At 62.1% G+C, this 21299-nt stretch carries 19 protein-coding genes and 2 CRISPR repeat arrays; of the genes, 6 read left to right on the top strand and 13 right to left on the bottom strand.

Features of this window, described 5'->3' with window-relative positions:
* Positions 1–27: 27 nt before the first annotated feature.
* Positions 28–474, bottom strand: a complete 447-nt coding sequence (locus OCT39_RS01885) for a GNAT family N-acetyltransferase (RefSeq protein ID WP_263586015.1) — start codon at positions 472–474, stop codon at positions 28–30.
* Between the two features lie 103 nt (positions 475–577).
* Here OCT39_RS01885 and OCT39_RS01880 point away from each other — a divergent pair, with 103 nt between their 5' ends.
* The 3 genes from OCT39_RS01880 to OCT39_RS01870 all read left to right on the top strand — a co-directional run bounded on the left by OCT39_RS01880 (position 578) and on the right by OCT39_RS01870 (position 3752).
* Positions 578–2146 carry a PLP-dependent aminotransferase family protein gene (locus OCT39_RS01880; RefSeq protein WP_263586014.1) on the top strand — a complete coding sequence of 523 codons (1569 nt, stop codon included), beginning with the start codon at positions 578–580 and terminating at the stop codon, positions 2144–2146.
* 142 nt (positions 2147–2288) lie between these two features.
* Entirely contained in the window at positions 2289–3014 is a 726-nt protein-coding gene (gene pcsA, locus OCT39_RS01875; RefSeq protein WP_412031131.1) for a phosphatidylcholine synthase, read from the top strand.
* Positions 3015–3059: 45 nt separating this feature from the next.
* Positions 3060–3752 carry a uracil-DNA glycosylase family protein gene (locus tag OCT39_RS01870; RefSeq protein ID WP_263586012.1) on the top strand — a complete coding sequence of 231 codons (693 nt, stop codon included), beginning with the start codon at positions 3060–3062 and terminating at the stop codon, positions 3750–3752.
* A 162-nt stretch (positions 3753–3914) separates the two neighbouring features.
* Positions 3915–5532: direct repeats of the CRISPR family, unit length 29 nt; unit sequence CGGTTCATCCCCGCGCCTGCGGGGAACGG.
* A 111-nt stretch (positions 5533–5643) separates the two neighbouring features.
* Here the strand turns inward: OCT39_RS01870 and cas2e are convergent.
* From cas2e to OCT39_RS01820, 10 genes are all read right to left on the bottom strand, one after another.
* Positions 5644–5940, bottom strand: coding sequence for a type I-E CRISPR-associated endoribonuclease Cas2e (gene cas2e, locus OCT39_RS01865; RefSeq protein ID WP_106375122.1), 297 nt, complete (start codon positions 5938–5940; stop codon positions 5644–5646).
* A 1-nt stretch (position 5941) separates the two neighbouring features.
* The gene (cas1e, locus tag OCT39_RS01860) at positions 5942–6862 is read right to left on the bottom strand and encodes a type I-E CRISPR-associated endonuclease Cas1e (protein WP_263586011.1); all 921 of its coding nucleotides are present in this window, start codon (positions 6860–6862) and stop codon (positions 5942–5944) included.
* Between the two features lie 3 nt (positions 6863–6865).
* Positions 6866–7564 (bottom strand): type I-E CRISPR-associated protein Cas6/Cse3/CasE, encoded by a 699-nt coding sequence (gene cas6e / locus OCT39_RS01855; RefSeq protein ID WP_263586010.1) that lies wholly within the window; start codon positions 7562–7564, stop codon positions 6866–6868.
* Positions 7564–8346, bottom strand: a complete 783-nt coding sequence (cas5e, locus tag OCT39_RS01850; RefSeq protein ID WP_263586009.1) for a type I-E CRISPR-associated protein Cas5/CasD — start codon at positions 8344–8346, stop codon at positions 7564–7566. The genes cas6e and cas5e overlap by 1 nt, the downstream gene beginning before the upstream one ends.
* Positions 8347–8357: 11 nt before the next feature.
* Positions 8358–9452, bottom strand: coding sequence for a type I-E CRISPR-associated protein Cas7/Cse4/CasC (cas7e, locus tag OCT39_RS01845; protein WP_263586008.1), 1095 nt, complete (start codon positions 9450–9452; stop codon positions 8358–8360).
* Positions 9453–9525: 73 nt separating this feature from the next.
* Positions 9526–10200 (bottom strand): type I-E CRISPR-associated protein Cse2/CasB, encoded by a 675-nt coding sequence (gene casB / locus OCT39_RS01840; protein WP_263586007.1) that lies wholly within the window; start codon positions 10198–10200, stop codon positions 9526–9528.
* Complete coding sequence (gene casA / locus OCT39_RS01835; protein WP_263586006.1) at positions 10197–11918, bottom strand: type I-E CRISPR-associated protein Cse1/CasA; 1722 nt, start codon at positions 11916–11918, stop codon at positions 10197–10199. Before casA ends, casB begins: the two co-directional genes overlap by 4 nt.
* Positions 11919–12001: 83 nt before the next feature.
* On the bottom strand, positions 12002–14677 hold the full coding sequence (gene cas3, locus OCT39_RS01830) for a CRISPR-associated helicase Cas3' (protein WP_263586005.1): 2676 nt from the start codon (positions 14675–14677) through the stop codon (positions 12002–12004).
* Between the two features lie 240 nt (positions 14678–14917).
* A complete protein-coding gene (locus tag OCT39_RS01825; protein ID WP_263586004.1) occupies positions 14918–15322 on the bottom strand; it encodes a type II toxin-antitoxin system HicB family antitoxin in 405 nt (134 codons plus the stop codon).
* 23 nt (positions 15323–15345) lie between these two features.
* Complete coding sequence (locus OCT39_RS01820) at positions 15346–15528, bottom strand: type II toxin-antitoxin system HicA family toxin (protein WP_263586003.1); 183 nt, start codon at positions 15526–15528, stop codon at positions 15346–15348.
* Positions 15529–15795: 267 nt separating this feature from the next.
* A CRISPR array of direct repeats spans positions 15796–17105; the repeat unit is 29 nt; unit sequence CGGTTCATCCCCGCGAACGCGGGGAACGG.
* 33 nt (positions 17106–17138) lie between these two features.
* Between OCT39_RS01820 and OCT39_RS01815 the strand changes: the two genes are divergently transcribed.
* Positions 17139–17444, top strand: a complete 306-nt coding sequence (locus tag OCT39_RS01815) for a hypothetical protein (RefSeq protein ID WP_263586002.1) — start codon at positions 17139–17141, stop codon at positions 17442–17444.
* Between the two features lie 247 nt (positions 17445–17691).
* Here OCT39_RS01815 and OCT39_RS01810 read toward each other — a convergent pair whose 3' ends face one another.
* Together OCT39_RS01810 and OCT39_RS01805 are read right to left on the bottom strand one after the other, a co-directional pair.
* Positions 17692–18462, bottom strand: coding sequence for a hypothetical protein (locus tag OCT39_RS01810; RefSeq protein ID WP_263586001.1), 771 nt, complete (start codon positions 18460–18462; stop codon positions 17692–17694).
* A 167-nt stretch (positions 18463–18629) separates the two neighbouring features.
* Complete coding sequence (locus OCT39_RS01805) at positions 18630–20060, bottom strand: PLP-dependent aminotransferase family protein (RefSeq protein ID WP_263586000.1); 1431 nt, start codon at positions 20058–20060, stop codon at positions 18630–18632.
* Between the two features lie 156 nt (positions 20061–20216).
* Between OCT39_RS01805 and OCT39_RS01800 the strand changes: the two genes are divergently transcribed.
* Positions 20217–20375, top strand: a complete 159-nt coding sequence (locus OCT39_RS01800) for a DUF1127 domain-containing protein (RefSeq protein ID WP_263585999.1) — start codon at positions 20217–20219, stop codon at positions 20373–20375.
* 28 nt (positions 20376–20403) lie between these two features.
* Positions 20404–21258 (top strand): PhzF family phenazine biosynthesis protein, encoded by an 855-nt coding sequence (locus OCT39_RS01795; RefSeq protein WP_263585998.1) that lies wholly within the window; start codon positions 20404–20406, stop codon positions 21256–21258.
* Positions 21259–21299: the final 41 nt, after the last annotated feature.

The raw sequence follows: 21299 nt of genomic DNA, 5'->3' as shown, positions 1-21299 counted from the left end.
TGTGATATCCGGCTATGCGACATCCCGCTATTTCACATCCAACAAATAGCTATAAAACGCGGTGTTACGCTGCCACCCCAATGACTCATAAAGCCGCTGGGCGGCGCTGTTCTCGACCTGGGTCATCAGCACCAGCCGTGGCACGCCGTGCTCGCGGGCAAGCGCGCTTGCCGCGTTCATCAGCGCGCGCCCGGCGCCCTGACCCCGCGCGTGTGGCGCCACGAACAGGTCGTTCAGTGTCCAGCGGCTGTTGAGCCCCACGGTGGAGAGCCCGGGATAAAGCTGCACGAAACCGGTCATGCCGCCTTCACCATCTTCGCTGACCAGAATAAACGAATCCCCCAACCCGAAGCGCTGCTCGAGAAAGTGGCGGGCGGCGGCCACATCGCTTTGTTGGCCATAGAACTGGCGGTAGCCGTCCAGCAGGTCCGTCAGGGTGGGCAGGTCGTTGAGTACGGCGGCTCTGGTGTGCATCGCGGGCTCCATTTAACGCGTTTTGATCCCGTATCGGGCCCCTCAGTCTCGCGCTATAGTGGCTCCCGCATAAGAGCCACTTTCAGCCGTTACGAGGGAACCAGTGACCCAACGCGCAACTTCGACGGACGGGATCATCGACGCCCTGGCGCTTCGCCTGCTTCCGCGTACCAAGACCCCGCTGGCCCGTCAGCTTTACCAGCTGCTTCGCGACTGGATTCAGCGCGGGGAGCTTTCCGCCGGCAGCCGGCTGCCCTCGTCACGGCGTTTGGCGCGTGGGCTCTCGCTTGGGCGTAACACGGTGCTGGCCGCCACCGAGCGACTGATCGCCGAAGGGCTGGTGGAGTCGAAACAAGGCGCCGGGCTCTTCGTTGCCGACCTTTCTCCCTTCACTGCACTGCCCGCCGAGCGGCTGGCGGCGCCGGGGCGCGTCTCCGCCCGCGGCGAGGCGCTGTTGGAGCGTTGCGGCACGCTGAGCGAGCGCCACCTGGCGTTCGCCCCTGGCGTTCCGGGGCTGGATCTCTTTCCTCATGCCCAGTGGCAGCGTCTGCTGCGACGCCACTACCGCCAGGCCGAAGAGCAGTGGCTCGCCTACCAGACCCAAGGCGGGCTTTTGGCACTGCGGGAAGCGCTGTGCGATTACCTAACGCTGTCACGGGCGGTGCGCTGCCGCCCGGAGCAGATCGTGATCACCCAGGGCGCGCAGCAGGCCTTCGAGCTGGTCGCACAGCTTCTGACCGACCGCGGTGACAGCGTGTGGATGGAGGAGCCAGGCTACGGCGGCGCCCAGACCAGCTTTCTGGCCGCCGGGCTCGACGTGGTGCCCGTGCCCGTGGACGACGAGGGCATCAACCCGGCACGCCGCCCGGCGGGGAGCGCCTCACCGACGCTGATCTACGTCACCCCGTCGCACCAGTACCCAAGCGGCGTCACCATGCCGGTCCCCAGGCGCTTGGCGCTTTTGGAGCAGGCGGCGGCGCACAGCGCCTGGGTGATCGAGGACGACTACGACAGCGAGTTTCGTTACGACATCCCGCCGGCGCCGTCGCTGCAAGGGCTAGCGGCAGGCCCCGACGATCAGGCGCGAGTGATCTACATCGGCACCTTCAGCAAGGTGCTCTACCCCGCGCTGAGACTGGGCTATATCGTGCTGCCCGAGGCGCTGGCGCCCTCTTTCCGTTTGGCTCAGGCCCGGCTACATCGCGAAGGCCACTACCCCATTCAGGCAGCGCTGGCGGAGTTCATCCAGCGCGGGGATTTTTCCCGCCATATCGCGCGCATGCGCATAAGCTACCGCCAGCGCCAGGCCTGCCTGCGCCGGGCGCTGGCCCCGGCGGTGGCCGAAGGGCTTGTGCTCTCGTCGGGCCACGCGGGCATGCACCTGGTCGCCGAGCTCGAATCGGCTGCCGAGGAAGAGGCGCTGATGGCAAAGGCGCGCCTGGTCGGCGTGACGCTGTCACCGCTTTCGCGCTATTACCTGAAGGCCCCCATGCGCGCCGGGCTGGTGCTGGGGTACGCCGGCGCGACCGACGACGCGATTCTTCGCGCTGGGCGCTGGCTGGCGCATGCGTGGCTCGATCTAAAGCATTCAAACAGTGAGAGGCAGGCCTTGTCGGAGGGGCCAGGGGGAGCAGTGGGGCACGGTCCAGCGAAAGCGCGCACGCTCGGCTAGCGGATTTGTGCGGGAGCGGCCATGCTGAAAGGAGCCTGGCTGACTGCTTACGCCACGTGGCCTGTTATAGTAGTGTAGCGTCTCGCACGCTTGTCTATACACCAATACAGCAAGGGAACCCGGCGTTCCCAATGGGGTTATCGTGGCTCAACCGCTCTCTTCACACCCACCGTCTCACGCTTCACGATACAAGGCCTGGAGTGTGCACGTGCTCACTGCCAGCGGTGTGCTGCTGGGTACCATGGCGCTTTTGGCCCTGATCGACGATAACCCGGTGGCCTGCCTGTTGTGGCTGGGCGCGGCGATGATGATCGACGGCTTCGACGGCACCCTGGCGCGCAAGTACGAGGTCAAAACCATCCTGCCTCACTTCGACGGCTCCACGCTCGACATGGTCATCGACTACCTGACCTGGGCGTTCATCCCGGCGCTGTTCATCTACTACTTCGTATCTTTACCGGCGGGCTTCGAGCTTTTGGCGGTGTTCACCATCTTGCTGTCGTCGATGTTCTGCTTTTGCAACGTCGATATGAAAAGCCAGGACAACTACTTCGTCGGCTTCCCGGCGGCGTGGAATATCGCGGCAGCTTACTTCTTCATCCTCGATTTCCCGCCCTGGTTCACCTTTGCGGCCATCATCTTCCTGGCTATTCTCACCGTCACCAAAATGAAGTTCCTCCACCCCTTTCGGGTGCGCCGCTTCATGCCGTTCAACATCGCCATCACGCTAATGTGGTGCGTGTGCGCCACCTCACTGATTCTGACAAGCCCCGTACACGCCGGCTGGGCGCTGTTGGGCCTGGCGGTGGCCTCGATCTACTTCGTGGGCATGTGCGTCTGGCGCACCGTTCAGGAGTGGTTCGTCTGATTCAATTCTGATCCGACCCAAAACGTCGTTTGAAAGGAGGCACGGATGCCGCTGACCGCCAAACAGCGCGAGCGCTTTAGAGCGCTTGCCGCCGAGATCGACGGTATCGATCTCGAGGTCTACGAGCGCTTCGAGCGCGACCCGCTGGAGCCCATCATCGGCCTGGGCAAGAAGAACCTGCGCATTGGCTTTTTCGGCCGCGACCCGGGCCGGGAAGAAGTCCGCTTTCAGGAACCCTTCATCGGCGCCGGTGGCCAGTTGGTAAGAAAGGCGCTCTATCAACACCTTTACGGCGACAAGCTGCCGGATTTCGAAGCCTCGAAAGCGGTGGGCGAGCACTTTTTCTGGATCAACACCGTGCCCTACAAGCCCAAGGGCAACAAGGCGTGGTCGATGAAGGTGAAACGCCACTTCCGTGAGCTGATGAACGAAGTGCTGATCTCGCGCTTCGAAGGCCGTGACCTGATCACTCTCGGCCGCGAGGCCTTTTTGTGGTTCGGCATCGACCGCCCGAAAGAGGAGCGCGACCGGCTGGAGGCGTTCTGGAAAAGCGAGGCGCGCTTCGAGCAAAGCCTCGACGTTACCCTCGAAGATGGTCGAGGCCAATCGCGCACCTTCAGCCTACACCCGCTGCCCCACCCGTCTCCGCTCAACCAGACCTGGTACGGCCGCTTTCCCGGGCTCCTGGCGCAGCGTTTGAATCAGCTGGACGTGCGCAAGGGTAATCTCACGCTTTGAGCGATTGGCTTTATACCTGGCGCGAGCAGCCCGTGCCAGGTATGAAAGGCCCTCGAACCAGAAGCAAGTGGGTTTTATTCAAGCCACCGCCTTTCATTGCAAAAACCTTCGCCCTCTGCCCGACCGATTGAATTACATGAGCGACCACGCTCACACGCTCTACGGTTCATCCTAGTGCTTGCGGGGAATGGGGGTGCCGGCCTGTGAGGAGATCTGCTACATGACGATTCATCCCCGCGCCTGCGGGGAACGGGGGCAAGTGCCTCCATGGGCGGCTCCTATCGTCGGTTCGTCCCCGCGCCTGCGGGGAACGGGGGTCGATCATTGTCATGATAACCGACCAGGACGGTTCATCCCCGCGCCTGCGGGGAACGGCACACCATGTTAGCTAACAAAATTAAACGTAACGGTTCATCCCCGCGCCTGCGGGGAACGGATTTCGGAAGTAATGCCCGTTGTTTCGGCGAGCGGTTCATCCCCGCGCCTGCGGGGAACGGGGACGCCGCGCACTCCAGCCGCGCGCCCCAGCCGGTTCATCCCCGCGCCTGCGGGGAACGGGCCTGCTGTTCCAAACAACGCGCCACTGTTGGAGGTTCATCCCCGCGCCTGCGGGGAACGGTCCACAGGCCCTGCAATTTCCAACCAGGCCATCGGTTCATCCCCGCGCCTGCGGGGAACGGTCAGGCATTTTGATGGTTGGCATAAGTCACCTCGGTTCATCCCCGCGCCTGCGGGGAACGGGGGGGATTTTTCAGAGGCTGCCCGTAACTACGCGGTTCATCCCCGCGCCTGCGGGGAACGGGTAGTCGGGGCTTGCTTTGCGTCGGTTAGTAGCGGTTCATCCCCGCGCCTGCGGGGAACGGTACGGGTCGCGCCGGAAAACATTCCTCGCTCTCGGTTCATCCCCGCGCCTGCGGGGAACGGGCAACTGGCACCAGACATGGATCGCGCGCGATCGGTTCATCCCCGCGCCTGCGGGGAACGGTGCTGTTCGCCTCCTCGAGCTGCCGTTCGACGCGGTTCATTCCCCGCGCCTGCGGGGAACGGGTCTTTGTGGCCGCGCTGGCCGGGCTGTAGCGCGGTTCATCCCCGCGCCTGCGGGGAACGGACGGTCTAGCGTAGCGGTTGCTGCGGCTAGGTCGGTTCATCCCCGCGCCTGCGGGGAACGGCCGGTCAACGAGACTCAGGCGCCCGGCCAGGACGGTTCATCCCCGCGCCTGCGGGGAACGGGTCTTGAAGTGCCAGGCGCGTGACGGCAAGCACGGTTCATCCCCGCGCCTGCGGGGAACGGAACCCACTGGGGTTTGCGGCCCTCGGCTTTAGCGGTTCATCCCCGCGCCTGCGGGGAACGGGATATCCAGACCGTCCAGAGCAGCAAGATCATCGGTTCATCCCCGCGCCTGCGGGGAACGGGGAGAGCACGATTCTCAAGCTCAAGCGGCCCGACGGTTCATCCCCGCGCCTGCGGGGAACGGGACATGGCGTTGTTGCGGTTGATCTCCGACATCGGTTCATCCCCGCGCCTGCGGGGAACGGTCCTGGTGCCGTAGCGCAACCTCTACCGGGGCCGGTTCATCCCCGCGCCTGCGGGGAACGGCCGTAGCGATTGAGCAGGTCGCCATCGGTCGCCGGTTCATCCCCGCGCCTGCGGGGAACGGGCAAGCCGGGAACCTCTTTCAAAGGGCAAGGGCGGTTCATCCCCGCGCCTGCGGGGAACGGGCCTTGCTGAGGCATTCCGCCCGGTGCCTGGCCGGTTCATCCCCGCGCCTGCGGGGAACGGACTAATTGTAGTCACTTGTTTTCAAAAAGAAAAAATCGCCAGCGTAAAATCCACCGGCGATTATGATCATTTTTTGAACAGCTCTATATTATTAAAGAGCATCAAAAACAGCTACTTATCCATGGGCGGCAAAAAACGCACCAAGCGTAATCCGTCATGGTCGATAGGCACGCGGCGGTTGTCGCCGAAGGTCTGGAACTCGAAGCCGGATTCGTGATTGCTGGCCCAGGCCATGGCGACGTTGCCGCCCTCCTCGGCCAATACCTCGATCTGTTCCCAGATCATTTCGCGGATACGCTTACTGACGTCTCCCACATAGACACCGGCGCGAATCTCCAATAGCCAGACGGCGAGCCGCCCACGCAAGCGCGGCGGTACAGCTTCGGTGACGACGACGAGCATGGCCATGTTAATGACTCCTGTGGCCGCTATCACCTATCGATGCCGGCTCGGGGATGGCGGGCGGCACGGCATCGGCCGGCGGGGGCGGCGGTTCGATCTCGCTCGCTGCCAACACCTCTTCGATCATGGGAATGATGCGCTGTAAAAGTCGGGTCTGCTTGAAGGCATCGCGGCAGGCAATGCGCACCTCGCGCTCCGGCATCGGCGGGTTCTTGGCCGCGATGCGAAACGCTGCCGGGACCACGGTTTCGAATTTGACGATATCGGCGATGTCGTAGACGAAGCTCAGCGGCTTGCCAGTATGCAGAAAGCCGATGGCCGGGGCGTAGCCCGCGGCCAGAATCGCGGCTTCGGTGATTCCGTAGAGGCAGGCAGTGGCGGCCGACAGGCACTGGTTGGCCACATCCGAGGCGTCCCACTGTTTGGGGTCGTAACGGCGCCCTTGCCATTTCAGGCCGTACTGCTTGGCGAGTACCTGGTAGGTCTTGCGCACCCGCGCGCCTTCGATACCACGCAATTGCTCGACGCTGCGCCGGGAAGGCGGCTCCTCACCAAAGCGCAGCTCGAACATCTTGCGCACGACTTTCAGGCGCAAGCTTTCGTCCAGCGCCAGCTGGGCTTGGTAGAGCAGCTTGTCCGAGCGCGCCCCGCCCGGTTGCCCGACGCTGTAGAGCCGCACCCCGGCATCGCCCACCCAGATCAACAGCGTACCCACCACTGAGGCCAGCTTGACCGCGGCATGCGAGACTCGCGTGCCCGGTTCGAGCAACAGACAGGCCACCGACCCTACCGGAATATGCATGCGCTCGCCGTTGACCTCATCGACCACGACGAACGCCCCGTCGCGTACGTCGATCTGGCCCATGCCGACGAAGATCATCGACATGCGGTCCTTGAGGGGAATGGGCTTGAGGGGGATGAAGCTCATGGGTCACTCCGATACGCGGCGCAGCAACAAGAGCCCACAGCCAAACGCCTTGGCACGGCCAATGCCGTCGCGCAGCGTTTCCCTGAGCCGCTCGGGATCGTTCACTTCCAAAAGGCCTTCGTAATCTACGCTGGAGTAGCGGATAGGCTGCCCACCCTCCTTCTTGACCAGCGCGTGCTGGCGATAAGCGCCCACTTCCGGTCTCACCGGCAATGAAAAGCCGAGGCTTTCAGCACGCTCGTCGAGCCAGTGCCGAGCTGCCGCGTCCATCGCCTCGACGCAGGCCTGGCTTGTGCGCTCACCTTTGGGGAAAGGGTAGCGCGCATCCATCAATACATCGGCGCGGTGAGAGCGGCGGCCTTCGCCCGCCGGTTTAGCAACGGTGGGGTTGGCGCGCAGACGAAAGGCCAGCCGCTCGCCGCGAGCAAGCTGGGGGTCGAACGGCTTGCACTGCACTTCGAAGCCTTTGACGAGCTCGAGGGGCCGGTTTGAGCCAACGTAGAACCGAGGCAGCCCGGCGCTCTTTCCGTTGGCGTCTTCTTCCATTTCCTGGCGAAAGATGAACGGCCGCTCGCCTTTGGGTATGTCGGGAAACAGCCGCCAAAGGAGCTGGTGGGCGGTATAGGCGCCGCCGTCCAGTACGTCGAACAGTTCGGCGCGGCTGAGGGCGTTGAGGTCCAGCCTGACACTCGATAGATACATTAGCGCTCTCCTTTAACGTTCACGATGCGCCGATGTTCAAGGCGGGGGCCGAATTGCCAGCGGCGGCGGTGTAGCGGCTCGTCCCACACCTCGCTAGATTCGCTGGCAGCGTCAACACCGTCGAGCGCCGTTTCTTCACCCTCCCAAGCGTAGAGCACCTGATCGGGCAGGCGCAGCACGTCCTCGTCCTTTTTCTCGTTGCCCACCAGCGCGAGCCAAGTGCGTTTCGGGTCCAGCGCGCTTTCAAAGCGGTGATCCAGCGCCTGGCGCCAGTTCTCGGCCTCGACCAGCGTGGGCAACAACGGCGCGGCCACGGGGCACGCCTTGCGGCCGAGGTAAAGCGCAAAGCGGGGCTTTTCCAGCGCCGCCTTGAGGTCATCGAGCGACCAGGCGGCGTGCGTGGCCAGCCGCACCGCTACGGTCCACAGGCCATCGCAGCGGTAGTCTCTCGACGACAGAATGGTATTGAGCGCCTCCTTGGGTACCGACAGCTCCTCGCGGCGGGTGCGGTGGGTAACCTTCGACTGAGTCGGCGGCACCTGTACGGTGTGATAGTCGCGCAGCAAAAGCCCGGGCGAGAGCTGCTTGACCGCGATCTGCAGGCTCTCGCGCAGATGACGCTGGCCGTCATCGTCGTCGCGGCGAATGCCCAGCGCCGCCCCGATCAGCCCCAGAATGGCGCTGCGGCCGGGGTAGGTGGCCGTGGGCCGTGTCTCGCCAACGGCGGCCTCGCCCCAGCTCGCCATGGGCGCATAGAGGCGAAAAACCAGATGGTGTGGCATGTCGCCTCCGCTTAGTCGTCGCCCTTGAGGAAGGTCAGCAGCTCTTGCAGGTTGCCGCGCTGAATGTCGCCTTGCAGGGCTGGCGTGTCGTACTCCGGCGTTGCCGAGAGAATAAAGCGACGGTCCGCCCCCGCACCGTAGGCGTCATCGAACGCCTGAGCCTGGATTTCCAGCTTGCGGATGGCCGCAACGCCCTGCCCTTCGCCGTTGACCGGCTGCAGGAAAGAGGCAGACAGCGAGCGCGGCTGCTGATCGCCCTTCTCTGCCAATACGTAACTTGCCTGAGCGCGGGAGCCGAAGCTGTTCTGCTTACCCTTGGGCGAGATCTTGACGGCAGATTCCACCAGCGCGGCGATGGCGCGGTCGGCCAACTCTGTATTGCCCTGCAAATTCTCGACCAGCAGATCCCGGTCGATACAGATATAGAGGTAGAACAGCCCAGCGGCGAACCCGGCTTCGCCGATATGTGCCGCACCGCGGTCTTCATCACCTGTATTGAGATCATCGACAGCGGTAAAGTAATCGTCCTCGACCTCGGCGGCGTGCACGGTAATGGCGTGGGCAACCTGGCAGGCGGCTTCGACGTTGTAGCTGGGGGCAGCGGCGAGCATGCGTCCGAACAGCGCCACATCGACGGCGGTGGGCCGCCGGGCAAGCAGGCCCTTGAGTTCGTCATCTGTCGGCTCGCGGTTCTCCGCGCCCAAGGTATCGGCAAGCGCTTCCAGCGCGGCCACTTCTTCAGGCCCGACGTGGACCAACTGCTCGATTTCGTACTCGTGTTTTTCGCCTTTATCGACCTTGCGCAGCTTGCCGAAGACGCCAGCGATCGCCTCCGCACTGTTGCCGGCCACTTTCTCATCGGCACCGGCGTTTTTCATGCGATCAAATACTTGCTTGCCCAGGCGCTTGGTGCGCGTGCCCTTGTGGCCATCGACCGCTGCTTCGAACAGATCGGAAGTGCGCCAGTTGCGCTTGAGGCTTTGCGAGGAGACGCGCAGCCGCCGCGCGCCGCCCATGAACGCCGTTTTGGGGCGACCCAGATCGTCGCGGTTGAGGTTTGAAGGCGGATAGGATGTAAGCAGGTGAAGCTGGATAAAGTGGCTCATGATAGATCCCCTGAATAAAGAATGTGCCGAATACCGAAACAGTGGTTATTGATAAGTGACCGTTGCCGTTCAGTCACCCGCGCCCGGTTTCGGCGCGCGCCTGGAAGTAGGCATCGCTCATGATGAAAGCAAAGCGCTGTGTGGCCTCGGCGCGGTACTGGCCGCGCTGCTCGCGATCCCAGAGCGCGACCATATCGGCCAGGCGAACCACGCTGATGCCAGCGTTATCGGCGAGCTTGAGCGCCCGGCGAAAGCGGCGAATCAGTTCTTCAGGCGTATGGCAGTCGAGCAACTGCTGAAAGCGCAGATCGCTCATGCGTGGGGTATCGCCAGTATTCGGGCGTTTCTCGCCCAAGCGCTTGCCCAGCGGGGCATCAAAGGTCTCGGCGCGCAGCTCGCTTGCAACGGCGGCAATAGCGGCCCACGTTCTGATGCGCTGATCGCTGGAAGTTTTGGGCGGTGCCTCCTGCCATGCCTTCGATTCGAGTGCCTGCCAGAGATGGCGAAACGCTTCGGTCAGCATGACCGACTCGATCGTGTCGCAGCGGCGCAGCGCGGCGCGCACACCGCGTGGGAAAGGCCGTAGCCTGGTGTAGCGCTTGAGTTCCTGATCGTCCATTACCAGCCGCCGCCACCACAGGCGCAGCTCGTAGGCTTCCTGCCTGTCGAGAGCATACAGATAGCGCTCTACCGAGGTTGTCTGCTCGTCCGCTGCTGGCGACTCTGCCTGTTGTTCTGCTTCACTCATGCTGCACTGCCCTCCGCATTGTTTTCAGCTACCGACGTTTTCAATTCGAAGCCACCTACTTGGGCAAACGTCTGCACCGTCTTGCCAACCTTCTTGCCGTTGCCATTCAGATACGCCAGCAGGTAGCGCCGCGCACTGGTGATGCGGTCGAGCTGCTGCATCTTCATGCCCTCCAGCGGGCCGCTGATGGACTGGGCGTCGAACAACGCCATGGCTTCACGCTTGAGTGCCAGATACCACTGGCGGTGGGTCTCGGGCGAAAGCGTGGTAAGCTCCCCTTTCTCACGTAGCCCTTCGTCGCGCAGCACCTCGCCCATCTCGCGCAGGGCGGTGAAAAAGGCAAGCTCGGTCGCCTCATAAAACTGGGCGTCGATCTGGCTCATGTCGCCCTTGGCGTCTTCCGGGCGCTTGAACCAAGCGCGCTTGAGCTGGTTGCGCAGTGTCCAACTGATATCAGCGGCCAAGTCGACGAAGCTCTTTGCCCAGCCGCGCAATGTTTCCTGATGCGCTTCGGGTACGCCCACCAACGGCATCGCCACGCTGTACCAGCCGCGCGGCTTCATGTTGTCCATGTCGTAACCGAATACCCAGAGCCGGGCACGCTTGAACAGCGCTTCGAACGTTTCGCCGTCTTCTCGCGCTGCTTCCAGCATCTCGTATTTTTTCAGGTGGTGAGTGACCACACGGGCGGGTAGCGCGCCGCTTCCGGCTTCATCTTCGAGTACCAGCCCCGGCCAGTGGCGGTAGCCAAGCCCCCCGGGCTGGCCTTTGCTGGAAAGCGGTAGCTCATCGAGCTTTTTGGGGTTGAGGCGGCGGTAGGGAGTGAGCGGATGCCGCCAGGGGCCGTCGTAATTAGCGCCCTGCTTCTTGGCGCGCAGGCGGCGCACCGGGTGTGTCGCCTCACGGCCGCAAAGATCACATTCGCCCGGCGTTTCGTCGAACAGTAGCCGGTAGCGTCGCGGCATTGACCAGAAGGCGTGCAGCGGATGCACCTGTTCGGGCAAAACCTCGGTGCCCTTCTTGTCGCTGACGCGAGTGTCGGCCATCCAGAAGAACAGATCACTATCGTTGGCTTCAGGCGCGCGCCAGGCCTGCCCCGGCTGGCCCACCGCATCCGCGGGCATGACGTTGGGCCAGAGGCGTGCCCACAGTGGTTTGCTCTCGTCTTCCGGCAGAATCAGCGTGGTCAGCGGCCCGCCGCCACGCAGCCCCACGCGAATGCCCGCGCCACCGGCGGGCGCGTTGATCTGCATGGTATAAAGCGCCAGCGCCGCGCACTCGGGGCAAGCAGCCTCTACTCGGCCGCGCTTGACAAAGAAATCGGTATTGTTCTTGATGCCGTTGGCCCCGGGCGAGTCGATCAAAAGGCCCGCGACCGGCGCGTCTTTGACGTCGTCCAGCGGATCCAAGTCCTGCATGAAACGCGGACCGTCGCCATCAAGCTCGAAGGCGGAGGCAAAGGGCGCCAGCAGATCATCGAGCTCAGCTACGCTGGGCGGCGTCTGATAACGATCTAGCCAGGCATCGGTACTCTTCGGTGTCATTGCCGTTTGCAGTAGCGCGATCAAAAACTGCCAGGCCGCGCCCTGGAAATCGGCGCGAGGAAGTGCGAGGTCGAGCACATCAGGATCGGCGAGGGCCGAGGGTGGGCGGTATTCAATTCGGCCATCGTCATCACGATGCCGAAAGGGCAACCAGGGGTCTGTGAGTAGATTCATCGGCACCTCGCGTGCATTGTCTCAGCGTTAATCGTTCGTGTTAATTACCCTGTATCACTTGTCTTTCAGTAAAATGGCAGTGTCTATTTTTGTTCAAAACTCACGCCCCACTGCTCATCGTAATCACACTTATCGTCCTCTTCCGGCAGCCAAGGCTGAACAAAGCGCAGCCCGCGATGGCGCTGCTGCAGCGCTTCCCATTGCTGGGTATAGCGCTCCGGCAGTTGAGCCAGTTTCCGGGCCTGGCTTTCCCTCAGGCGACATCGGCTCAGCCGGTCGGCGTGGCGGTGATCGTCCACCCAGAGCACCAGCTCATCTCCCCGGCGTTTGAGCAGCACGACCTCGACACTTTGCTCGTCGCTTAGCCGCGTGCTCGTCTCGCGCTCCTCTTGCCACGGGTCGAAATCACCATTGAGGCGGTAGCCATCTTCCAGATTCAGGGCGTTATGGGTGGCCACCGAGACCGCGTATTTATCCATACCGGTGCGCTCGAAGTGCGCCAGGTCAAACGCTTCAGGAAGATCGTCTGTCGAGGCGGCGTAAACGTGCTCGATCAAGCGGCGCGCCTCGCCCGGCATGGTGATGGCGCCCTGCTCACGCAGCACGCGCTGGGTCAGCCAGATCAGCGAGGTGTCCTTGTAAACGGCCTGGGTGCCGCGGTGCGCCTGGCTCAGCCAGTCAGCGCTGGGGGTATCGCTCCAGGCAGGCGCCAGCACCTGTAGCACGGGGCCTGGGCGTTCGCCGCGTTGATGGCGCTGCAGCCGCCCGGCACGCTGGATCAAAAGATCGATGGGCGCGATGTCGCTGACCATCTGGTCGGCATCGCAGTCCAGACTCTCCTGAAAAACCTGCGTCGTGACAATCACTTGCCCGCTTCTGAGGGCTGGCGTGGACTCCTTACCAAAGCGGCGAATGACTTCGGACTCGATCCGCTGGCGATCCACCATGGCGAAGCGGGCGTGAAAAAGCAGGCAGCGCTCGGGGTCGGGGTGGCGCTCGCGCAGCGACTGGTAGGCACGAATGGCATCGTCCACCGTGTTGCGCACCCAGACGATGCACTCCCCCGCGTCCACGGCGGCCAGCACGCGCTCGATAGCCTCGTCCTCGCTTTCAAGCCAATCGACTGCCACGCGGCGCGCGACTTCCGGGCGCGTCTTCACAGGAACTTCTTCCGTTGTGCTCTTTCCACAGTGGGTGAGCAACGGGTAGTCGGTTGCTTCCAGCGGCTTGGGTGCGGCGTCCAATCCATGCTGCCAAGCCGCTACCAGCGCCTCGCGCATGGCCTTGGGCAGTGTGGCCGTCAGCAGAATCGCGCTGCCGCCCTGACGGGCGTGGTGGGCCAGTAGCTGATGCAGCAGGGTTTGCATGTAGTGATCGAAGGCGTGGACTTCGTCGATGATCAGCACCTTGCGCGCCAATCCCAGCAAACGCAGCGACTGGTGACGAAACGGCAAGCCCCCCATCAGCGCTTGGTCGATGGTGCCTACCCCCACATCGGCCAATAGCGCCTTCTTGTTGGAGTTCGCCAGCCAGCGGTTGCACTGGGTCGAGGCGCTGGCGTCTATGGCGGCATAGTCGTCGTGCTCGGGCTGTGCAATGGATCGCTCAAACGCTTCATTAAGTGCACGCGCGCCATGGGCCAGCACCAGCGATGGCGTTGAGGCAGCGCTGTAAAAGCGGTGATGAAGATCGCCCAGGCGGGTGTACATGACGTTGGAGGTGGCCATGGTGGGCAGCGCGAAATAGAGCCCTTCGCCGTGTCCATCGGCCAGCAGCCGCTGGGTCAGGATGCAGGCAGCCTCGGTCTTGCCCGCCCCGGTCACGTCCTCAAGGATGAAAAGCTGTGGCCCGGTTTGAAGCGGCAGATTTTCCGCTTTCTGCTGCAGCGGGGTCGGCGTTACCTTGCCGGAAAACCAGTGGGCCAGCCCCGCGTAAGGCACTGGCTCCGGCGGGCGGGCAAAGCCGGTGGCGTCCAGTACCGCTTCGGCTTGCTTGAGCGCTCGCGGCCAGTAATCGTCCAGCGCCATGGGCTGCTGGCAGTAAGGAAAATAATCCCGGTTCGAGCCCAGCCAGTCGCTAAGCGTCGCCCAGCCGGCTATCGTCCAGCTCAGCGTCTTGAAACGCTCAAGCCATTCTTCATCCAGCAGTTGGTCGACGGGCCAGTATGGCTCGACCAGCGCGGCCCAATCGGCGACGAAATCGCCGGCGGCGGCCGCATCCTCAAGCTCGCCGTCGTCGACGAAAAAGTCTGCAAACGTCAGTTGGCCGGTTGCCACGGGTTGGCCATGGTGGCCGAAAAACGGCGCCAGCAAGTGGTCCATGGGCGTCAACAGCTTGCGTTTGGTCGCCGTGCTATCCTCAGGCCAGCGCAATGCGCCATCCCTGCGCCAGGTATTCCAGCAAGCATCCCAGAGCAGTACGCCCAAGCGGTCGTGGCGCTGCTTGTAGGGTTTGCCTTGCGGCGCGGCCATGCCATCGAGCGCGAGCTTCAGCACTTCCTGGAAAGCCCGGGAGAACTTGCCAAGATCATGAAGACCTAGCAGAAACACCAGCAGCCGCCGCAGCGGTTCGGGCTCGATACCCAGCTGCGCGGCCAGTTGCCTTGTCAGGGGGCGCTCGGGGGCCAACAGGTGCCAGCCGACGGCCGCGACGTCCAGGCTGTGCCAGGCAAGCAGATGGCAGGCGCCCTCCGACTGGCTTGGCAGCGCCTTGCCGGCGTAGCGGTGATAGGTCGGTAGGCGTGAAGATCGCGTCGGCATGGCCAGAACATTCTCCCTTGATCAGGATGACAGCCACGCTCGCTCAGTAAAATTAGCGAACTGACCAAAACCGACGATAGCGTGTCTACAAGTTGAAGGGAAGGTCCAAAACGACCGGTGGGTGAACGCGTTGCGTCATCATGAAAAAACCCGCTCTCGGTCGAGAGCGGGTTTTCCATTTGGCCTGCGGCTTCAGCGTCACCACATCAATACGCCTGCCTCTTTCAGTCAGGCTATTCGTTACGCGTGGGTCAGCTTTTCCAACGCCGCCGAGGCAATGAACGCAGAGCGGCTTTTGATGCCGTGGGTGGTCACGTATTTATCGATCTGGCGGATGACGTGGCCAGGCAAGGTAACGTTCACCTTTTCAGTTTTGCCGAGATAGGGAGTGATATCGATATCGATAATCCCCCAACCGTATCCTTCGAATTGTGGATTCCTACGATGCTCCGCGATGCTGCGAGGCATGGGAATATCCTTGTTATCGTTGGCCAGTTCTTCCAACTGGATATGGGCCACCTCCACCGCCATCTCATAGGCGTGTTCGGTCGTGTCGCCCGCTGTCACGGCGCCGGGAATATCGGGAATCACGATACCGGTAGCGGTATTCTCGTCGCCCCATTCGATGGCAATCGGATATTGCATGATCTACCTCCTACACAGCTGAGCTACTTGAGCCCAGCGAGTTTCCTGATGCTGTGGATAGTCCCCTTGGGTAAATCCTTTTTTGGATGAGGGACGGGCACGCTGCCGGGTTTGGTGGAATGCTTGAATACGTGATGGCTCCCACTAACACGATCGAGATACCAGCCGTCGGCCTCCATCTCTTTGATAAGTTCCCTGCTTTTCACCCCCCTCTCCTTATTTGTTCATCATAAATCAATCATAACTCCAGAGTTATAATTTTTTTGCAGGATTTATAACCCCAGCCGTAGTTTTTAATGCACAGTTTTATTAATGCTGGTAAGGCGCCATCGGTCAGAGCCAGCCCTGGACCTAGCTTATACCTGTTGGTATAGAGAACGTATCAGCTCAATCCTGGCCTCGTATGGCGTAGCAGCTTATCCCTGCGAACTTGGGGAACGGCTGAACGATCTGCTCCAGAACACGATGATGAACGGTTCATCCCCGCAAACGCGGGGAACGGCGTCGGTATGGGCCTTCATCCGGAAACAGCTGCGGTTCATCCCCGCGAACGCGGGGAACGGACCAGCGGGCCGCCTTCCATCTGAATGAACGCCGGTTCATCCCCGCGAACGCGGGGAACGGGAAGGCATAACGCAAGGTGTGCAGGAGGCAAGCGGTTCATCCCCGCGAACGCGGGGAACGGTCCCACTCGATTCTGTTCGCTCTGGGCGGCTGCGGTTCATCCCCGCGAACGCGGGGAACGGATGGTGCCGATTTGCGTGGGCATATCAATCATCGGTTCATCCCCGCGAACGCGGGGAACGGCGCGACAGCGTCACCTTTCGCCTGTCCGACGACGGTTCATCCCCGCGAACGCGGGGAACGGAGCAGGAGGCCGCGTTCAACCAGGCGCAGATGGGGTTCATCCCCGCGAACGCGGGGAACGGTTAATAAGCACGTAAGAAGCCATTTAACCCACCGGTTCATCCCCGCGAACGCGGGGAACGGATCGACAGCGAACTAAACTACTGGTCAGGCAACGGTTCATCCCCGCGAACGCGGGGAACGGTAAACAGCAGACGATGCGGCGCGAAGATACGCCGGTTCATCCCCGCGAACGCGGGGAACGGGTAATAATCCTCACCAACAAACCTAATAGTCACGGTTCATCCCCGCGAACGCGGGGAACGGGTCCATCAGCCCCTTACGATGCCCTTCCATGGCGGTTCATCCCCGCGAACGCGGGGAACGGAGCGTAGGCCAGCAGCGCGTCTAAATTGCCGTCGGTTCATCCCCGCGAACGCGGGGAACGGCAGTGCTTGCTCTTGTGGGCCTCAGCCCGCCACGGTTCATCCCCGCGAACGCGGGGAACGGTCAACGCCACCGGGATAATCCAAACTCTGAGGCGGTTCATCCCCGCGAACGCGGGGAACGGCGGGCCTGAATATCGTCCTCGCCAGTGAACTGCGGTTCATCCCCGCGAACGCGGGGAACGGTTCCCTGCGATGAGCTGACGCTAGTTAAATCGCGGTTCATCCCCGCGAACGCGGGGAACGGCTATTAGCAAAGAGCCAATCGCCACCATAGAACGGTTCATCCCCGCGAACGCGGGGAACGGCTCTTTATTTGAATCGCTCATATAGCTACCCTCGGTTCATCCCCGCGAACGCGGGGAACGGATCACATCGACGAAATACCCGAGCCAGGGTCGCGGTTCATCCCCGCGAACGCGGGGAACGGTGTAAGACGCTCGGAAAATATAGGTGATTTACCGGTTCATCCCCGCGAACGCGGGGAACGGTCTAATTTTAGATGATTGTTCTACAAGTAAAAAATGAGCATTAAAAAATCTACCGGCGATTTAGATCAATTATTGACCAACGATATATTATTAAAGATCAATAAAATCAGTGGCTCGAAAAATAACGCCAAAAACGCACCAAGACTGATCGTTCAAGCTTATCGAAGGAACGTGCCATTTTCACGGGGAACAGGGCCATTGCAGTACACGGCGCCTGATGGTGGCGATTGGTTAGAGATGTTCACACCGGTCTTTTGTGGAGTGGCGCACCACTTGCAAGGAAGCTTAACGACGATCGCAGCCTGGATGCACGATATCAACCTGCAGCGCATCACATGAAAAAAGCCGCCCTCGCTAAAAGGCGTAATGCCAGTCAGTTAGCGGGGAAACGTGTCTGGTATTGTGCGACGGTGCCCCCTGGTACGTTAGCGCATAAATTCATAGCGCGGGTAAGCCGATAGGCGCACCCGCGGATCTTGCGAGGCGTCGTAAGGCCGCGCTCTGGGTGACCGAAGGGGCAGTGGCCCCCTCCCGGGCGGCTAACGCCGCCTTATTCCTCTTGGACAAGCGCCCCCCGAGCGCCTCTTTAACGCTCTTGGCGCGGGCGGTAAATACGCCCTATAGAAAACTCGACGAGATTTTTGAAATGGTCATTGATGTTGGCAAGCTCTTGTAGCTCGGACTCGCTGACCTCTTCCCAGTCGTATCTGGCGAAGAGCTCGTTTCGTATCTGATCACAGGCGCGTACTTTAGCCTCTGGTGCGTCGTAGGCGCTGGTGTCTGTGCCAGAAGACCAGGAATACCGTTCAGGATCATAAGTGTAATGGCTCTCGACGAAGACAGGACCCTTTCGTTCGTAAAGCCACATGGGGCACATCACCTTGTCGCCCATGTTCGTGAAGCTTTTCTCGAACATCACCAGTAAGGGCAAGGGAGCCATTGCATGATGCTCCTGACTATTAGGGGGATAGATATACTGTGTATCCAGGGGGTAGTCGACGTGGGAATCCTTGGCAAAATAAGGCTCATACGGCGTTCTCTCCTCCAGGGCATAGGGGCTGTAGTACGCGGCCAGCCCGATACCCGCTACAGGAATCACCGCAAGAACTCTGCCCCAAAAGCGACCCAACCGTTTTTCGATGAAGTAGGCCACTACCCCCATCAGCAGGGTCGCGATAAAAACGCACGTAACGAGAGTCAGTAACGCCCCGGTGTCGAATCGCCACCCCAGAAAGTTCGTCCGCGCCAGGCCTTCCGCCGACGGATGATGTTCATGAACGTACAGATACAGCATCCAGCTAAAGAAGGTCACTCCCCCCCACGCGTAGAGTCGAGTGACGACAGGTAGTTTTTTCACCGTTCCTCCTTGTTAAGCAGATTCTAAAAAACAAGGAGTTTACCGTTTTATGCGAAGTGGTACATCGAGCCCGCCTGCTGCCCGCTACTCGATGAGTTTGTCATTACCGCTCTCCCGCGGCCAGGTGCGCTCGCCGCCGCCAGCACCACGATCCAGGTACTGCTCCCTCAGCCCAGCGGCGCTCGCATTTCGTCCACCATCACCTTCGCCAACTCGCCCACCGTGCGCACCGCCGCTTCGATTTCCGGCGTCAGGGTAAAGTCGTAGTTCAGCCGCAAACACTGGCGAAACTTGCCGGAGGCGGAGAACAGCGAGCCTGGCGCCACGTGAAGCTGATGCTCGGCCAGGCGCTCGTTAAGGCGCACGCAGTCCACCGCGGCGGGCAGCTCGACCCAGAGTATAAAGCCGCCCTGGGGGTAGCTGATGCCCGTGCCTTTCGGAAAGTAGCGTTGCACCCAGCCGATCATGACATCGCGTTGGCGCTGATACTGGCGCGTTGCATGGCGCAGGTGGCGATCGAAATGGCCCTTGGCGATGAACTGCGCCACCGCCTGCTGGGGTAGCGTGGCCGAGGCACCGGTGGAGACGTACTTCATATGCAGCGCCTGGTCGCGGTAGCGCCCCGGCGCCAGCCAGCCGATTCGAAGCCCCGGCACCAGCGTTTTGGAAAAGCCGCTGGCGAGCAGCACCCGGCCATCGTCGTCGAAGGATTTGATGGTCGGCGGCCGGGGCTGGCTAAACGACAGATCGCCGTAGATGTCGTCCTCGACGATGGCCACGTCGAAGCGCTGGGCGAGTTGAAAGAGCGCGCGCTTGCGCTCGGCGGGCATGGTGTAGCCCAGCGGATTGTTGAAGGTGGGCGTGATCTGAATCGCGCGGATCGGCCACTGCTCCAGCGCCAGTTCCAGCGCTTCCAGGCTGATGCCGGTTTGCGGGTCGGTGGGAATCTCGAGCGCCTTCAGGCCGTTGGCCTTGAGAATCTGCATGGTGCCGTAGAAGCTCGGTGAATCGACCGCGACCACGTCGCCGGGTTGGGTCAGGGTGCGCAGCGCAATCGCCAGCGCCTCCTGGCAGCCCGTGGTGATCAGGATGTCGTCCGGGTGCAGCAGGCAGTTTGATCCCACGGCAAGGCGTGCCACCTGCTGGCGAAGTTCGGGGCTGCCGATGAGCGTGTCGTAGTTGAAGCTGAGCTCGGTATCGCGGTGCAAACCGCCCAGCATCTTCGCCAACGGCTTGAGCGTCGCGTAGTCGACGTTGGGCACCCCGCGGCCCAGCAGCAACCGCGCATCGTCGCGCTGGGTGGCCAACAGCTCGAGCACCTGATCCCATTGGGAGACGTCCAGCGGCCGCTGGGCCGGGCGCGATACCGATGGCAACACCATTGGTGCCCGGCCGGCCAGCACGAAGTAGCCCGACTTCGGGCGCGATTCGATCAGCGCCGCGTCCATCAGCTGGCGATACGCTTCCTGGGCGGTCGAGATACTGACCGCCATCTCCTGGCAGACCGCGCGAATGGAGGGCAGCCGGTCCCCCGGGCGGTAGATTCCGTGTTCGATGCGCTCGCGCAATACAGCGGCCACCTCTTCATAGCGCGTCATGGCGTTTCCTTTTTCGGCACCATACAGTTGACCCCATAAATCGCCCTACGACGGCTTAAAATCGCCTATCTGTATTTTTAAAATAGCTTTTTCTATATCTGTATGGCAAACCACGCGCTGGGTAATCTGGAGGGGCCACTTACCGGAGGACTCCTCATGGCTCGTTTCAGTCTTGCTCGCCTTCGCCAGCGCTTACGTCGCTACCAGGAACGCCGCCGCAGCCGGCTCCAACTGCTGGCCCTCGATGATCGCCTGCTCAAGGATATCGGCATCAGCCGCGCCCAGGCCCGCCAGGCGAACCGCAAAACCTTCTGACCACCTGCCACATGCGATAAGGAGCCCCATGAACCGCGCCGAGTATCACCTGCTGGATGTCTTCACCGACACCCCCTTTACCGGCAACCAGCTGGCGGTCTTTCTGAACGCTGACGGACTGGACACCGCCACCTGCCAGGCCATCGCCCGGGAGCTCAACCTGGCGGAAACAGTGTTTCTGGGCAGTGCCCGCGCCGCCAACCATTACCCCATGCGCATCTTCACGCCGACCGAGGAGCTCGACTTTGCCGGGCACCCCGCGGTGGGCACCGCCTGGCTTCTGGCCGAGCTCGGGATGGTGACACGCGATACACCGCTGATTCTCGAACCGCCGGTGGGCGAACTGCCCGTCGCGTTCGCGGATGGCAAGGTCTCCTTCATCACTGCCCGCCCCGCCCGGATCCACCCGAGCACGCTGGACGCCTCGTCAGCGGCGGCGCTATTGGGGCTCGAGGCGCACCAGGTGGTCGGCGCGCCGGTAGTCGCCTGCTGCGGGCTGGCATTTCATCTCATCGAAGTCGATGATCCGGCGACCCTGGCGCAGATACGCCTTTCCGCCGTTGACTGGGCACGTCTCGTTACGCCCAGCGGCGTCGAGCAGGTGTATCTGTACAGCGTCGAGTCGGCAAGCGATACCGAGACCGTGCTGCGCGCCCGTATGTTCTGCCGCGAGCACGGCCTGTGCGAAGACGCCGCCACCGGCAGCGCCGCCGCGGCGCTCACCGGCTACCTGGCATGCCGTAGCGAGACGCGGCACTGCATCATTCATCAGGGCGTGGAAATGGGCCGGCCCAGCGTGATCGAAACCGCCATGGCCGGCGAACTGATTAAAGTCGGCGGCGGTGCAGTGCGGGTGGGTCGGGGCGAGATACACCTTGAATAAGCCGCTGGCCTCGACACGCTGCGTCCTATTTCAGCCAGAGT

Origin of the sequence: Halomonas sp. GD1P12, assembly GCF_025725645.1 — a bacterium.
Classification (GTDB): Bacteria; Pseudomonadota; Gammaproteobacteria; order Pseudomonadales; family Halomonadaceae; genus Vreelandella.
This window is presented reverse-complemented; position numbering and strand designations above follow the sequence as displayed.